Source organism: Streptomyces sp. NPDC058678, assembly GCF_042714835.1.
Taxonomy (GTDB): Bacteria; Actinomycetota; Actinomycetes; order Streptomycetales; family Streptomycetaceae; genus Streptomyces.
Genome location: NZ_JBHXSG010000025.1, coordinates 1 through 13,865, shown reverse-complemented (window position 1 = coordinate 13,865; position 13,865 = coordinate 1). Strand labels below are relative to the sequence as shown.

Annotated in this window: 12 protein-coding genes; 5 read left to right on the top strand and 7 right to left on the bottom strand. The window is 72.4% G+C overall.

The annotated features are described in order from the left end of the window. Positions 1–24: 24 nt before the first annotated feature. The 6 genes from ACFWWR_RS22665 to ACFWWR_RS22640 all read right to left on the bottom strand — a co-directional run bounded on the left by ACFWWR_RS22665 (position 25) and on the right by ACFWWR_RS22640 (position 7,990). Positions 25–774 (bottom strand): spherulation-specific family 4 protein, encoded by a 750-nt coding sequence (locus tag ACFWWR_RS22665; protein ID WP_384304990.1) that lies wholly within the window; start codon positions 772–774, stop codon positions 25–27. Continuing rightward, positions 762–1,721 carry an NAD(P)-dependent oxidoreductase gene (locus ACFWWR_RS22660; protein WP_217239494.1) on the bottom strand — a complete coding sequence of 320 codons (960 nt, stop codon included), beginning with the start codon at positions 1,719–1,721 and terminating at the stop codon, positions 762–764. Before ACFWWR_RS22660 ends, ACFWWR_RS22665 begins: the two co-directional genes overlap by 13 nt. A gap of 352 nt (positions 1,722–2,073) precedes the next feature. After that, positions 2,074–3,417, bottom strand: coding sequence for a hypothetical protein (locus tag ACFWWR_RS22655; RefSeq protein WP_384304987.1), 1,344 nt, complete (start codon positions 3,415–3,417; stop codon positions 2,074–2,076). Continuing rightward, positions 3,414–5,117 (bottom strand): DUF3492 domain-containing protein, encoded by a 1,704-nt coding sequence (locus tag ACFWWR_RS22650; protein ID WP_384304985.1) that lies wholly within the window; start codon positions 5,115–5,117, stop codon positions 3,414–3,416. The genes ACFWWR_RS22655 and ACFWWR_RS22650 overlap by 4 nt, the downstream gene beginning before the upstream one ends. A gap of 252 nt (positions 5,118–5,369) precedes the next feature. Then, a complete protein-coding gene (locus ACFWWR_RS22645) occupies positions 5,370–6,917 on the bottom strand; it encodes a DUF3152 domain-containing protein (RefSeq protein ID WP_384304982.1) in 1,548 nt (515 codons plus the stop codon). Positions 6,918–6,925: 8 nt separating this feature from the next. Continuing rightward, entirely contained in the window at positions 6,926–7,990 is a 1,065-nt protein-coding gene (locus ACFWWR_RS22640) for an alpha/beta fold hydrolase (RefSeq protein ID WP_383858342.1), read from the bottom strand. A gap of 166 nt (positions 7,991–8,156) precedes the next feature. Between ACFWWR_RS22640 and ACFWWR_RS22635 the strand changes: the two genes are divergently transcribed. The 4 genes from ACFWWR_RS22635 to ACFWWR_RS22620 all read left to right on the top strand — a co-directional run bounded on the left by ACFWWR_RS22635 (position 8,157) and on the right by ACFWWR_RS22620 (position 10,011). After that, entirely contained in the window at positions 8,157–8,381 is a 225-nt protein-coding gene (locus ACFWWR_RS22635; protein ID WP_383858339.1) for a hypothetical protein, read from the top strand. A 154-nt stretch (positions 8,382–8,535) separates the two neighbouring features. After that, positions 8,536–9,177 carry a TetR/AcrR family transcriptional regulator gene (locus tag ACFWWR_RS22630; protein ID WP_217239499.1) on the top strand — a complete coding sequence of 214 codons (642 nt, stop codon included), beginning with the start codon at positions 8,536–8,538 and terminating at the stop codon, positions 9,175–9,177. Between the two features lie 165 nt (positions 9,178–9,342). Continuing rightward, positions 9,343–9,570, top strand: a complete 228-nt coding sequence (locus tag ACFWWR_RS22625; RefSeq protein ID WP_217239500.1) for a DUF3107 domain-containing protein — start codon at positions 9,343–9,345, stop codon at positions 9,568–9,570. 171 nt (positions 9,571–9,741) lie between these two features. Continuing rightward, positions 9,742–10,011, top strand: coding sequence for a hypothetical protein (locus tag ACFWWR_RS22620; protein ID WP_383858457.1), 270 nt, complete (start codon positions 9,742–9,744; stop codon positions 10,009–10,011). Positions 10,012–10,119: 108 nt separating this feature from the next. Here ACFWWR_RS22620 and ACFWWR_RS22615 read toward each other — a convergent pair whose 3' ends face one another. Then, positions 10,120–10,875 carry a ferritin-like fold-containing protein gene (locus ACFWWR_RS22615; RefSeq protein ID WP_383858335.1) on the bottom strand — a complete coding sequence of 252 codons (756 nt, stop codon included), beginning with the start codon at positions 10,873–10,875 and terminating at the stop codon, positions 10,120–10,122. Positions 10,876–11,339: 464 nt separating this feature from the next. On the opposite strand from ACFWWR_RS22615, the gene ACFWWR_RS22610 reads away from it, so the two are divergent. After that, positions 11,340–13,829 (top strand): DEAD/DEAH box helicase, encoded by a 2,490-nt coding sequence (locus tag ACFWWR_RS22610; RefSeq protein ID WP_384304979.1) that lies wholly within the window; start codon positions 11,340–11,342, stop codon positions 13,827–13,829. Positions 13,830–13,865 lie beyond the last annotated feature (36 nt).

Below are 13,865 nucleotides of genomic sequence, written 5' to 3'. Positions count from 1 at the left end.
CCCGTAACAGTGCCATGTCCTTTTTCATTCCGAGACACCCGTTCCGATCCGCGAGACGATTTCGTCCCAGTAACCGGGCATGGTCTCCCAGGGGTCGGTGCGGCCGCCACGGTCCGTGCGGTCGGTGAAGTAGATCGTCGACGCGCCCTGCCAGCGGGCGATGCGCAGCGCCTCCTCGAGGTGAGGGCGCGGCACCCCGTGGACGAAGTGGCAGAAGCGCTCGGGTGGGTGGTCGGCGGTCCACTCCGCCACCTGCGACCAGCGGTAGTCGCTCCAGGGGCCGGCGAAGGTGACCAGCTGGTCGGCGTTCTCGGCGTAACCGGGGTAGGGGTGGATGCCGTGGCCGAGGACGACGTGAGCGTCGTCACGCAGCGCGCGGAGCGTGGCGACCGTGCGGCGGATCTCGGGAAGCGCGTCGCGTTCGGTCGGGCATCGGTCCAGGAGGAAGCCGTCGACCTGGTACCAGTCGATGTAGCGGTGCGCCTCGGACATCACCTCACCGAAGGCGCGGACGCCGTACGTCGTGTCGAGGCGGCCGAGGACGCGGATGCCCGCGTTGCGCAGCCGGCCGGCCGCCTCCAGACAGTGCGGGTCGGGGCGGCTGCCGGGGCCGTCCGAGACGTTGAGGACAACCCAGTGCAGTGGGGTGCCGGGGCGGGTGAGTTCGGCCCACTCGGCCGGGGCGACGAGGGGGTGGGCGAAACCGGGGATGCCTACGCCGGTGCGGAGGTCGGTGCTCGCCGTGCCCGGTTTGGCGCGGGTCAGATGCGGCATGCCGCCTCCATCCAGATGTCGGCGAGGGACTCTTCGAGACCGATCCGGGGGCGCCAGCCGAGTCGGTCGCGTGCGGTGCGCACATCGGCCTGCTGCCAACTGCCGCAGCCGTCGGGGTACGGGTACGCGACCGGGGCCGCGTGGTCCGACTCCATGCGGGGGTGGCCGATGGTCGCCCTCAACGGGCCGGGTGGTCCGTCGAGTTCGTGGAGGGCGCCGCCGTACCCGGCCACGCGGGCGAGGACCGCGGCGGCGTCGCGCAGACGGACGGCGCGGCCCGAGCCGATGTTGATGACGCCCTGCGCGGCGGAGAGCGAGGCCGCGTGTACGGCGCGGGCCACGTCGCGTACGTCGACGAAGTCGCGCTGGGCGCCGAGGCCGCCGAGTTTGAGCTCACCGTCGCCGGACTGCATGGCCCGGCGCATGGCCTCGGCGAGGCGGCCGAGCGGCGAGCCCGCGGGGGTGCCGGGGCCCGCCGGTGAGAAGACGCGCAGGACCACCGCGTCCAGGCCGGAGCCGAGGACGAGTTCCGTGGCGGCGAGTTTGCTGACGCCGTACGGGCCACCGGGACGGGGGACGGCGTCCTCCGCGGTGGAGGAGCCGGGCTGGCTGGGGCCGTACTCGGCGCCGCAGCCGATCTGCACGAGCCGGGCGCCGCAGCCGCTGCGGCGCAGAGCCTCGCAGACGGTGGCCACGGCGACGGTGTTGTGGCGGGTGAGTTCGCGGGCTCCGCCCCGGGTGGCGCCGGCGCAGTTGACGACGACGCCGGGGTGGACCGCGTCGAGGAAGCGGGTGAGGGCGCCGGGACTGCCGGACGCGAGGTCGAAACGGACGTCGGCGTCGTCGCCGCGGCCGAGGGCCGTGAGCTGGACGGCCGGGTCGGCGAGCAGGCGGTCGGCGACGAAGCGGCCGAGGTAGCCGTTGGCTCCGATCAGCAGGACTCTCATCGGGCGGCTCCCGGAGCCGAGGCGTCGGGTCGGGAGGTGATCATTCGGCGGTCTCCTTCGGGGAGGTCATGCGGGTTGCCTCCGGCGGTGGGCAGGGTGCCTGCGGCGGCCTGTACGAGTGTGGAGGTGGGGGGACGTGGGGTGCGTGGGGGTGCGTGTTCGCCCACGGCGGGTGCGCGGGGCGGGGCCAACCCGGGGGGTGTCCGCCCTCGGCCTGGCGCGTAATCGGTCTCCCACCAGGGCGAACGTGTTGACGCGGGCGCCATCCGCTGCGGGCGGACAACCCCCGACGCGTCCCCTGCTCGCCGTACGCGGGTGCCGCGCCGCCGGGGCGAGGCCGGCTGCCGCCGCGTCACCACTGCTTCTCCGCAGGGGCGTGGGCCGAGGCCCGGGTGAGGGTGCGGGCTGCGTGGAGCAGGAGGATCAGTGCCCCGGTGCCGCAGGTGAGCGTTTGGACGCTGCCCGGCCCCCACGTGTCGGTGAGGACCTCCACTGGGACGGACAGGAAGGCGCAGCCGGGGAGGCGGGCGGCGAAGACCGTGGCCAGGGCCGTTGCCTGGGCCGTGGCAGTGGCGGTGAGGACGACCGCGGGGGCGTGGGTGAAGCGGTGGATGGTGAGGAGGCGGGACAGGAGGAGCAGAGCGCCCAGGGTGGCGGTCTGGGCGTAGGCGGCGGGTTCGTCCAGGATCGTGGCGGTCAGGGTGAGGAGGGCGGTGAGGGCGCACAGGAACAGGACGAACGTGCCGAGCAGCAGAGGGCGTACGGAGGCGGCGAAGTCCTCCAGGCCACGGCTGGCCGTCAGTTTGCGGCGGGCTCGTGCCGTGAGGAGGTGGGTGCACCAGGCCGCCGGGGCGCAGGCCCAGGCGAGGGCCAGGAGGGGGGCCGCGGTGAGGGGCCAGGGAGCGTCCGGGGTGCCGTCGGGCAGACCGTCGGGGCCTCCGCCCAGGGCGGCTTGGAGGAGACCGTCACCGAGGAGGGCGTACGCGATGAGCCAGTACGTCCAGGTGCTGGTGCCGCTCGTGGGAGCACCGGGTCTAGGGCTGAGCGGTCCTCGGGTGAGGGCCGCGCGCAGGGCCAGAGCCACCGCGAGGGCGCCCGCGGCGGCGACCGTTGGGCGGGTCCGTCCGTGGGTGAGGTGCAGGCCGATCACGGTCGCCGTGCACAGCGCGCCGGGGAGGAGGGTGAGCAGGGCCCAGTCGGCGCGCGGGCGGGGGGCAGCCCCGGGGGCGGGTTGTTTCGGGGATTCGCCGTCGCGGGGGATCCGGGCGTACATCTCCTCGGCCAGCGAGAAGACGTCGCGGTGGCGGAAACGGGCCGCGGTACGGTCCGTGACACCGTGGGCCTCCAGGCCCGCCGCGATCTCCAGAGGGTCCACGGCTCGTTCGCACAGGTCCCGGTGACGGTGCATCAGGGCTTTCACCGGGTCCGCGGCGGCGCGGCGGGGCGTGACGGGGCGGCGGGCTCCGCCACCTGTTCCGGTGCCGCTTGTGCCCTTGTCGACAGCGCCGGCGGGCCTGGGATCGTGGTCGGCGTCGGGCCCGGGGGCGTAGTCGGCGGTGGGGTCGTGGTCGGCGGCGGGCGGTTCCTGCGTGTCCGGTACGTCCGTCTCCGTGTCGAGCCACTCCTCCGACCGCGGGTCCCAGGATCCGGGGCTGTCAGGGGGGCCAGGGCGGTTCAGTTCGCCCAGATCGCTCATGACGCTCCCTCCGTGACGGCGGTCGGCGCGGTGGCGCGCACGGGCGGTCCTGCGGCCCAGCCAGGGCCGCCGCGGGCCACCACGCGCACGCCCCGCTCGGTCCAGCGGCCGGGCACGTGGGCCTCGGCGGGGGCGGCGAACGGCAGGGGTTCGCCGGTGTCGTCGAGGAGGACGCGGCAGACCGGGCTTCGCGAAACGATATCCAGGTAAATGCCGTGAAATGCCGCGATGTTCTGCTCGACGGTGAACAGTTCGAGCGCGCGGGCTCGGGCGGCGGCGCCCAGGCGCTCGCGGCGCTCGGTGTCGCGCAACAACGCCACGCACGCCTCGGCGAGCGCTCGCGGATTGCGCGGGGGGACGACGAGACCCGTGCCGCCGATGACCTCCACGACGGCGCCGACGTCCGTGGACACCGTCGCGCGACCGCAGAACATGGCCTCGACCAGGCTGAGCGGGAAGCCCTCGACGACGCTGGACAGGACGGTCACCGCGCCCGCGCCGTACGCGTCGGCCAGGGTGGGCAGCTCCGGACCATCGATCTCCTCGAAGGACACCGGGTTGTCGCCGACGGCGTGCGGGCCGTCGGCCTCGTCGGGGAAGAGCTGCGCGGCCAGCGCCCGGCAGTGGCCGAGGTAGGCCGTGCCCTCGGATCCGACGGGCGCGCCGACGATCCGCAGCCGCGTCTTGGGCTCCTCCTTGCGGATCTCCGCGAAGGCGTGCAGCAGGGAGACCAGGTCCTTGGCCGGTTCCACCCGGCCGACCCAGACCAGGGCGTGCGGGTCCGCGCACGCGGACGACTCACCGACGTCCGTGAAGCGGGAGGCGTCCATGCCCGGGTAGACCGTGCGGAGCTTGGCGCGGTCGGCACCACAGCGTTCCTGCCAGCGGCGCGCGTGCGCGTTGCCGGGCGTGACGATCGCGGCCCGGCCGTAGGTCTCGGCGGCGAGCCTGCCGTGGAAGGCGGTGAGCAGGGCGCGTACCGGAGGCGAGGACTCCGTGGCAGTCAGGTACCGGGTGCGCAGCCGCACTCCGTACTCGGTGACCAGCAGGGGTACGCCGCAGAAGTGCTGCGCGAGCAGTCCGGGCAAGGCCGCCGCACCTCCGGACGTCGCATGGCACAGGTCGACGGAGCCGATGTCGTCGTCCTCGTACCAGTCGAGCGAAAGAGGGCGCAGGGCGCGTTCCAGGTGCGCGGCGACGGTGAGCAGATCCGGTACACGTGCCTCGCGTGCCGTGCGCTGCACGCCGGGCGCACGACAGGCGCGTTCCAGGGCGCGTACGGCGGCCTCGGAGCGGAGCGCTCCTACCAGTCCGCCCTCGTCGCGGGCAAGTTCGGCGAGCCCGTACAGGGCATTGGCGAAACGGTCCGCCTCCGTGACCGAGGGCCCTCCGGGAGCCTCTGCGACACCTCCCTCGCACAAGGCTGCCGCCAACTCGCCGTAGCACTCGGCGAATCGTCGGCGCGCGCGCCGTCCGTACCCGACTCCGTCGTCCTCGGCCGTCCACAGCGGCGCCGTGCGCACCCTGTTGACCTGCGGCGGCAACGGAACCCAGCCCTCGTCCTCCTGGCGCTCGCTGCGACTGAGCGCGTAGATGTCGAACTCGTGCTGCTCAAGCCCGCGCACGAGCCGGTCGCACCAGAGTCTGGCGTCACCGCTCACATACGGATAGCCACCCTCCGTAAGCAGTCCGATGCGCACCCGCGCACCCCCGATCTCCCGTATGGGGAGCCACCGTTGACCCGGCGGCTCGCAGCGGGACGAACGTATGCGGACAAGGCGGTGGCGCGACGGACGGTTGTCCATCACGCCACCAAAAGGGGTGAACGGTCGTAACTTTCCCGTGCGGGTGGCGTTCCTTCGCGCTAGGAGATCATGCGCGCGCCGACGGCCACCGCGATCCGTGGGTGCGCGCCGGTGCGCGCGCCGGCGGCTTCTCGGCGTACGGGTCCGTCAACTTCCCGGGTAGGGCCACGGGTTGGCCCGGCAGCGAATGCCGTCATGGTCGAGGAACTTGGTCTGCTGCTGCATGACCGGGGCGAGTTCGCCGCTCTTGTCGCAGGTGACGTGGCTGTAGCCGAGCCGGTGGCCGACTTCATGGTTGATCAACATCTGCCGGTACGCATGGATCTGATCACCGTAGGTCTCGGATCCCCGCGCCCATCGATATGCGTTGATCATCACGCGTTCGGTGGCGGCCGAGTCGCACGAGACGTTGTCCACGGTGGTGTCCAGACCGGACTTGGCACACCAGGTGGCAGTGGTTCCGGGGCTGGCCAGAGTGATCACGAAGTCGGGCTTGCCGGAGTAGATGCGCTCGAAGGTGCGGGCTCCTCTGTGGGCCCAGCTCCGGTCGTCGTTGAGCGTCTTCTGCACGGCCTGCGCGAAGAGATCGCCGTCCAGGCCGAGCCCCTGCTCGACGTCGACGCGGTAGGTGTACTTCCGGCCCTTGCCGGGCGCCTTGTCGATGCCCTTGACGGCGTCGAACTCCCCCGGTCCCTTGAACGTGGCGCCGAGCGTGTACGTCTTGTCCATCTTCTGCTCGTACGTCAGCGTCGCCACGCCGGGTGATCCGGAAGGCGTCGGCCGGCCGTCCCCGCGCGAGGCGAAGTCACGGGCGTCCCGGGCCTGGTCGGTGGCGGACTGGGACTGCACGGCGTCGTCGTCCCGCCCGTTCGCGACCTGGCCCGCCACGACGACGGCCAGCACGGTGGTGACGGCGGCGGCCGCGATGCCGGTGAACGTGCGCCCCTTGCCGCCCCTGACGGGCGCCGGTTCCCCTGTGGGAGGCGCGTCGTCGTCATCGCCCCCGTCACTGCCGGTCTCGGTGGGCCAGGCGGTCGCGGAGGAGTACGGGCCTGAGGCGAGCGCCACGGCCGGGGCGTGATGCGGTGCGGGGGCACGGGGCGCGAAGACGTCGTCCTCCCGCTCGAAGTACTCGTCCTCCCCCTGGAACGCGTCGAGGTAGTCCTGCCGAGGCCCCCTCGACCTCGCAGCCCCCGGCGGCGCCTGCCGCTGCCGCGGAAGGCCGACGCCCGGGCCTCCTGCACCGCCCGGGCCGCCCGGCCTGCCGTACCCGACACCGTCGCGCCCGCTCAACTCGCCCCATCCGCCACCGGATTCACGCTGCTCCGGGTGCCCCCCACGGACCTGAGGAAAACCATGCGCCGGCGTGCCGTCGGGGAAACGCGGCACACCCCGCGCCGGCGTGCCGTCAGGAAGCCTCGGTACACCGTGAGCGGGCGTGCCGTCGGCAAATCTCGGCACCCCGCGCGGGGGCGTGCCCTCGGAAAGACGCGGCACCCCGCGCGCGGGAGTCCCGTCGGCGAATCTCGGAACCGACTGAGCCGGCGTCCCGTACCCCGTGGGAGGGGCGGGTGGTGCGGGCGGCGCCTGTCGCGCGGGCGGTGGGCCTTGGGTCCGGCCCCGGCCCGTCGGATCGGCGCCGTCCCCCGTGGGGCCACTCCTGGGAGCAGGTCCACGTCGACTGTGGCGTCCCACGTAGCCTCTCAGCTCCCCGAGTTCATGCTGTCCGACATCCCGGCCCTACCGCCGGAGGCTCCATCTCTGTCGCCAAAGGTACCCTCGCCGCCGCCGTGGGCCTCAATCCCTCCGGCAACAGCCTTTGTGTCGGCGAGCAGTTCACGAAACGCTCCCGCCACCGTCTCGGGGTACTCCATCATCGCCACGTGGCCCGCCTCGGGCAGGGTGAGGAGGCGGGAGTCGCGGAAGGTGCGGGCCGCCCTCTGGGCCATGCGGAAGCCGACGAGCTGGTCACGGCCCCCGTAGACGAGGAGGGTCGGCGCGAGGACGCGTTCGGCCTGGCGCCACAGCGCGTGCTGGCCGCCCAGGGTGTACGCGTTCACCAGCCCGCGCGCGGAACGTGTCATCGCGTCCCAGAAGTACGGCAGCCGCACCCGGCGATCCATCTCCTCCACGGCGTGTCGGAAACCCTCGGGGGTCACCCGCCCGGGATCGCCGTAACAAAGGGCCATGACCCCGCGGACCCGCTGCTCCGACGTCCACTCCTTGGTGAACCGGGTGAAGAGCCCCGCCACGCCGGGCACCGCCAGCAGTCCCGTCGGCACGGCCGTGCGCTGGACGCGGAGCTCCGGCAGCGCGGGCGAGACGAGGGTGAGGGTGCGGACGAGGTCGGGGCGTACCGCGGCGACGCGCGTGGAGACCGCGCCGCCGAGCGAGTTCCCGAAGAGGTGCACCGGACCGCGCCCGGAGGCGTCGAGATAACGGATCACCGCGCGCGCGTGCCCGGTGATCGAGTAGTCGCCGTCGTCCGGCGGCGGGGAGTCGCCGAAGCCCGGCAGGTCGACGGCCTCGCCGTCGACGGCGTCCTCCAGGTGCAGCATCAGCGCCGACCAGTTCTGGGAGGAACCGCCGAGGCCGTGCACGTACAGCGCGGGCGGCAGCCCCTCGCGCGCGGGCGGCCTCGACCGCACCGACAGCGTGATCCCGGGCAGCCCCACCGACCTGAGCCTCTCGCCCTCCGCGACCCTGACGGGCGTCACCTTGGGGAGCACGTTGGCGGGCGGCACGAACGGCTGCTCGGTCGAAGACATGCGGCAATGTTACGAGACGATCACGCTCTGGTTCATGTGTTCGGTGTCACAGGGGGCACTCGGATCGCATGGCGTCCAGATCGGGTGTCTCCTAGGCTCGTGCACAGGGCACCCGCATATGGCCCCCTGTTCCATTCAGGGATGTTCTATAGGAAGGGAGCCCATCATGGCCGTCGACCCCACCGACCCCGAGACGTTCGTGCACGAGGAAGCCGAGCAGGCGACCGAGATCGACGTCGAGGCGCCGGAGAACGACGCCGCAGAGCAACTGACGGAGGTCAAGCCGGACCGCGACGACCCGCTGACCGGCGTGGACCCGGACCGCGCCAGCGAGGCCGACCTCATCGAGCAGGCCCGCGTCGTCTCCATCGACGAGGACGACTATCGGTGAGGGCGACCGTTCCGTCCCGGTTAGAGGCACCGTGCGTGGTAATCGCCAGCGTCCGGTCCGTGAAATTCTGCGCTCGCACCGCGCACACCACGGTTACCGAAAAGTACGATGGCGGCGCGGCGCACACCGCATGAGGACGACTTTGGGAGGCGGCGTGACAGCCATCGAGCAGACAGAGGCGGCACGCCCGCGAGGCACGCGCCTGCCGCGCCGTGCCCGACGGAACCAGCTGCTGGGCGCCGCGCAGGAAGTCTTCGTGGCACAGGGCTACCACGCGGCCGCGATGGACGACATCGCCGAGCGCGCCGGCGTCAGCAAGCCGGTGCTCTACCAGCACTTCCCCGGCAAGCTCGACCTCTACCTCGCGCTGCTGGACCAGCACTGCGAGTCGCTGATCCAGTCCGTACGCACGGCGCTCGCCTCCACGACGGACAACAAGCAGCGCGTACGGGCGACCATGGACGCCTACTTCGCGTACGTCGAGGACGACGGCGGTGCCTTCCGCCTTGTCTTCGAGTCGGACCTGACGAACGAGCCCGCGGTGCGCGAGCGCGTCGACAAGGTCACGAACGAGTGTGCCGAGGCGATCTGCGACGTCATCGCCGAGGACACCGGCCTCTCCCGCGCGGAGTCGATGCTGCTGGCCTCCGGGCTCGGCGGTCTCGCCCAGGTGGTGGCCCGCTCCTGGCTGCACAGCGACCGCAGCGTCCCGCGCGACCAGGCGGTCCAGCTGCTGACCTCGCTGGCGTGGCGGGGCATCGCTGGTTTCCCGCTGCACGGCACCGAGCACCACTGACCGCACACGCCACGAGTGACCGCACACACCACGAGGGTTTGTTCCCGCCCGCTGTTCGCTTCTGGCGTTCTTGCGCGGAGCATGGACGTCCCCTCACCGGGCTAATGTGTGCGGAGTACGGCGCGTAAGGTCGCGCACTTCACTGACCGTCGGAGGGACATAGCCGTGGAGGTCAAGATCGGCGTGCAGCACGCGCCTCGCGAGATCGTTCTGGAGAGCGGTCAGAGTGCCGATGAGGTCGAGCGGGCGGTGTCCGAGGCGCTGGCCGGGAAGTCGCAGCTGCTGACCCTGGTGGACGAGCACGGCCGCAAGGTCCTCGTCCCGGCCGACCGTCTCGCCTACGTCGAGCTCGGTGAGCCGGCCCCCCGCAAGGTGGGCTTCGGCGCGCTGTAGTCATACGCGACGAGAGGGGCCCGGCGACCGTGTGTCGCCGGGCCCCTCTCGTTTTTTCTCTCCACATATGGAGCACAACTCGCGCACAGGGGAGGATTGCATTCCGCAGGTCACGGGTATGACGGGGTACGACCGTGACGCGCAGTGTGGCCGTGTGGGAGGGACCTCATGATGTTGTTGGAAGCGCTCGGCTCCGCATTGCTCGGTCTTGTACTGGCGGGGTTGGCGGTCCACCGACTTGCCCACCGTCTGCCCGCCCGTTCACTGGTCCTCGCGACCGGCGTGGCCGGCGGCCTCTTCGGCGCCTTCGTCACGCACAGCGCGCTGGACGCGGGCGGCGCCCTGCTGACCCTCGTCGGCGCGACGATCGTCTCGTCGGCATCGCTCTCGCTCCTGCTGCGCCCCGCGGGAAGACTCCGCCGCCGATCGGCGACCGCCTGATCCACCGCCGATCGCGGCGCCCCCGGTGAGTCACGTCAGCGAGCCAGGTCAGCGGGCAGTTCAGCGACCTGGCTCGGCCGGTCGGGTCAGCGAGCCGGGGCAGCACACCTAGGCCGCCAGCCCCAGCGCCGCCATCCGCTTGGTGTGCGCCTCGGTGATCCGGGAGAACATCCGGCCGACCTCCGCGAGGTCGAAGCCGTCCGCGACGCCGCCCACGAGCATCGTCGACAGCGCGTCCCGGTCGGCGACCACGCGCTGGGACTGCGACAGGGCCTCGCCCATCAGCCGCCGCGCCCACAGGGCGAGCCGCCCGCCCACGCGCGGTTCCGCGTCGATCGCCGCGCGCACCTTCTCGACGGCGAAACCGGCGTGACCGGTGTCGTCGAGGACGGCCAGGACGAGTTCGCGGGTGTCGGTGTCGAGCCGGGCGGCGACCTCCCGGTAGAAGTCGCTGGCGATCGAGTCGCCGACGTACGCCTTGACGAGCCCCTCCAGCCAGTCCGAGGGCGCGGTCTGCTTGTGGAAGCCGTCCAGCGCGGCGACGAACGGCTCCATGGCCGCGGTCGGCTCCTCGCCGATCTCCGTCAGCCGGTCGCGCAGCTTCTCGTAGTGGTGGAACTCGGCCGACGCCATCTTCGCCAACTCCGCCTTGTCCGCCAGCGTCGGCGCCAGCTTCGCGTCCTCCGCGAGCCGCTCGAACGCCGCCAGCTCGCCGTACGCGAGCGCGCCGAGCAGGTCGACGACCGCGGCGCGGTACTGAGGTTCGGCGGAGGCCTGCGTCCAGTCCTGGGCGGCGACTCCGGTGTGTGCGACAGATCCGGCGGAGGCGTTGGCAGGCTTGTCAGAGGTCGTCATGAAGCGCACAATAGCTCGCTCGCCGCGCGACGGAAGTCCCTGCTCAATCAGTGTGACGACGACTACGTGACCAAATCGGCCATCGCGTGTGCGCGTTTCCGGGGTACAGTGGTAATGCGCCCGCCGACTATTCGACGGGCTGCATGAATGAGGATGCCCGGTCGGTGGCCCGATCGGCTCCGACCCGACAGCCCTCCTCGCCCGTACCACGCAGTGCGTACGAAGTTCGGAGGGGGACCCTCAGCGGTTCGAGCGCTAGAGCGTCGGCAGTGGTCCCGTGTCATACGGCTCGCCCGTAAGGCAGTAGTCGACGTCCCCAGCACGGTCCTAGACGACCCCCGCGCTCGCCCTCGCGCCGCGCACACAGAAGAGGCAGCACCCTGACTACGACTTTCCGAGAGCTCGGAATCCTTCCCGAGACGGCCGAAGCACTTGAGGCCGTCGGCATCGTCACCCCCTTCCCCATCCAGGAGATGACGCTCCCCGTCGCCCTCACCGGCACGGACGTCATCGGCCAGGCGAAGACCGGCACCGGCAAGACGCTGGGCTTCGGCCTCCCGCTCCTCGAGCGCGTCACCGTCCCCGCCGACGTCGAGGCCGGCCGCGCCAAGCCCGAGGAACTCACCGACGCCCCGCAGGCGCTCGTCGTCGTCCCCACGCGCGAGCTGTGCACGCAGGTCACCAACGACCTGCTGACCGCGGGCAAGGTCCGCAACGTGCGCGTTCTCGCCATCTACGGCGGCCGGGCCTACGAGCCGCAGGTCGAGGCCCTCAAGAAGGGCGTCGACGTGATCGTCGGCACCCCGGGCCGTCTGCTGGACCTCGCGGGCCAGAAGAAGCTCGACCTCAAGCACATCAAGGCGCTCGTCCTGGACGAGGCCGACGAGATGCTCGACCTGGGCTTCCTGCCCGACGTCGAGAAGATCATCAACATGCTGCCGGCCCGCCGCCAGACGATGCTGTTCTCGGCGACCATGCCGGGCGCGGTCATCGGCCTCGCGCGCCGCTACATGTCGCAGCCCACGCACATCAGCGCCACGGCGCCGGACGACGCGGGCAAGACCGTCGCGAACACCAAGCAGCACATCTACCGCGCGCACAACATGGACAAGCCCGAGTTGGTCGCGCGGATATTGCAGGCCGAGGGCCGCGGTCTCGTGATGGTCTTCTGCCGCACGAAGCGGACGGCGGCCGACCTGGCCGACCAGCTCCAGCAGCGCGGTTTCGCCTCCGGCGCGGTCCACGGCGACCTCGGCCAGGGCGCCCGCGAGCAGGCGCTGCGCGCGTTCCGCAACGGCAAGGTGGATGTCCTCGTCTGCACCGATGTCGCCGCGCGCGGTATCGACGTCGAAGGCGTCACCCACGTCATCAACTACCAGTCCCCCGAGGACGAGAAGACGTACCTGCACCGCATCGGCCGTACGGGCCGCGCGGGCGCCAAGGGCATCGCGATCACGCTCGTCGACTGGGACGACATCCCGCGCTGGCAGCTCATCAACAAGGCGCTGGACCTCGGGTTCAACGACCCGCCGGAGACGTACTCCACCTCCCCGCACCTCTTCGAGGAGCTGAGCATCCCCGCGGGCACCAAGGGTGTCCTGCCGCGCTCGGAGCGCACGCGCGCCGGGCTCGGGGCGGAGGAGCTGGAGGACCTGGGCGAGACGGGCGGCCGTGGTGGTCGCGGTGACCGTGGTGGTCGTGGTGACCGCGGCGGCCGTGGCGACCGCGGCGGTCGAGGTGACCGCGACAGCCGAGGCGGTCGGGACGAGTCCCGTTCGGCCGAGGACGAGCGTTCGGCGCGTACGCCGCGTCGCCGCCGCCGCACCCGCAACGGCACCCCGCTGGACACGACCGCTCCCGCCGGGACGGCTCCCGCCGAGGGCGTCGTCGCCCCGCAGGAGACCACCGCCCCGGAGGACGGCACCGCCACGGCGACCCGCACCCCACGTCGCCGTCGCCGCACCCGCGGCGGATCGTCGGAGACGGCGCCGGCCACGGCAGCCGTGACGACCGAGCCGACGGTGGCCGAGGTCGCCCCGGCCACGGAGGCCGCGGAGGCCGCCGTCGCGACGGCCGAGGGCACCGCTGCCCTCGACACCGCCGAGACCCCGGCGAAGCCACGCCGCCGCCGTACCCGTAAGTCCGCGGAGACCGTGGTCGACACAGCCGAGTCCACGACGCCGGAGACGGTGACGGAGGCCCCGGCGGTGCCGGAGGCCGAGGTTCCCGCCGCCGCGCCGCGCCGTCGTACCCGTAAGGCCACGGCAACGGCTGCGACTGCGGCCGAGGTCGCGGTCGACACGGCCGCGGGCACCGGCACTCCGGAAGCCGAGGCAGCCGAGGCAGCCGAGGCCAAGCCTCGCCGCCGTACGCGCAAGACGGCGGCCGCGGCTCCGGCCGAGGCCGCCCTCGACACCGCCGAGGCCGTGGAGGCCAAGCCGCGTCGCCGTACCCGCAAGACCACGGCCGCCGAGCCCGCCGTCGTCGCCGAGATCCCGGCACAGGCGGTCCCGGAGGCGGAGCCGGCCGAGGCCAAGCCCCGCCGCACGCGCAAGACCGCCGCCGGTGCCGAGGCCGCGGTCGACACCGCCGAGGCCACGGTGACCAAGCCGCGCCGCACACGGAAGACCGCCGCCGCGGCTCCGGCCGAAGCAGCCGTCGACACCGCCGAGGGTGCGGAGGCCAAGCCGCGCCGCACGCGCAAGACCGCCGCCGCCAAGGCGGTTGAGGGTGACGCGGTCGAGGTCAAGCCCCGTCGTACGCGCAAGTCCGCAGCCGCTGTGGCCGAACCGGCCGTGGACGCGGCGGACGACGGGGAGACGAAGCCTCGTCGTCGCACCCGCAAGGCCGCGGAGCCCGCGGTGACCGCCGCCATCCCGGCCCAGGCCGCCGCGGAACCGGTGGCCGCGCCTCGGCGCCGGGCCCGTAAGGCCGCGGCAACCACGGAGTCCACGGAGAGCTGATCTCCCGCCCGACGGCCCGGTTCACCTCGTGTGAAC

Coding starts and splice junctions, on each gene's coding strand:
- ACFWWR_RS22665 (WP_384304990.1), bottom strand. CDS start 774: ATGCCGCATCTGACCCGCGCCAAACCGGGCACGGCGAGCACCGACCTC.
- ACFWWR_RS22660 (WP_217239494.1), bottom strand. CDS start 1,721: ATGAGAGTCCTGCTGATCGGAGCCAACGGCTACCTCGGCCGCTTCGTC.
- ACFWWR_RS22655 (WP_384304987.1), bottom strand. CDS start 3,417: ATGAGCGATCTGGGCGAACTGAACCGCCCTGGCCCCCCTGACAGCCCC.
- ACFWWR_RS22640 (WP_383858342.1), bottom strand. CDS start 7,990: ATGTCTTCGACCGAGCAGCCGTTCGTGCCGCCCGCCAACGTGCTCCCC.
- ACFWWR_RS22635 (WP_383858339.1), top strand. CDS start 8,157: ATGGCCGTCGACCCCACCGACCCCGAGACGTTCGTGCACGAGGAAGCC.
- ACFWWR_RS22620 (WP_383858457.1), top strand. CDS start 9,742: ATGTTGTTGGAAGCGCTCGGCTCCGCATTGCTCGGTCTTGTACTGGCG.
- ACFWWR_RS22610 (WP_384304979.1), top strand. CDS start 11,340: ATGACGCTCCCCGTCGCCCTCACCGGCACGGACGTCATCGGCCAGGCG.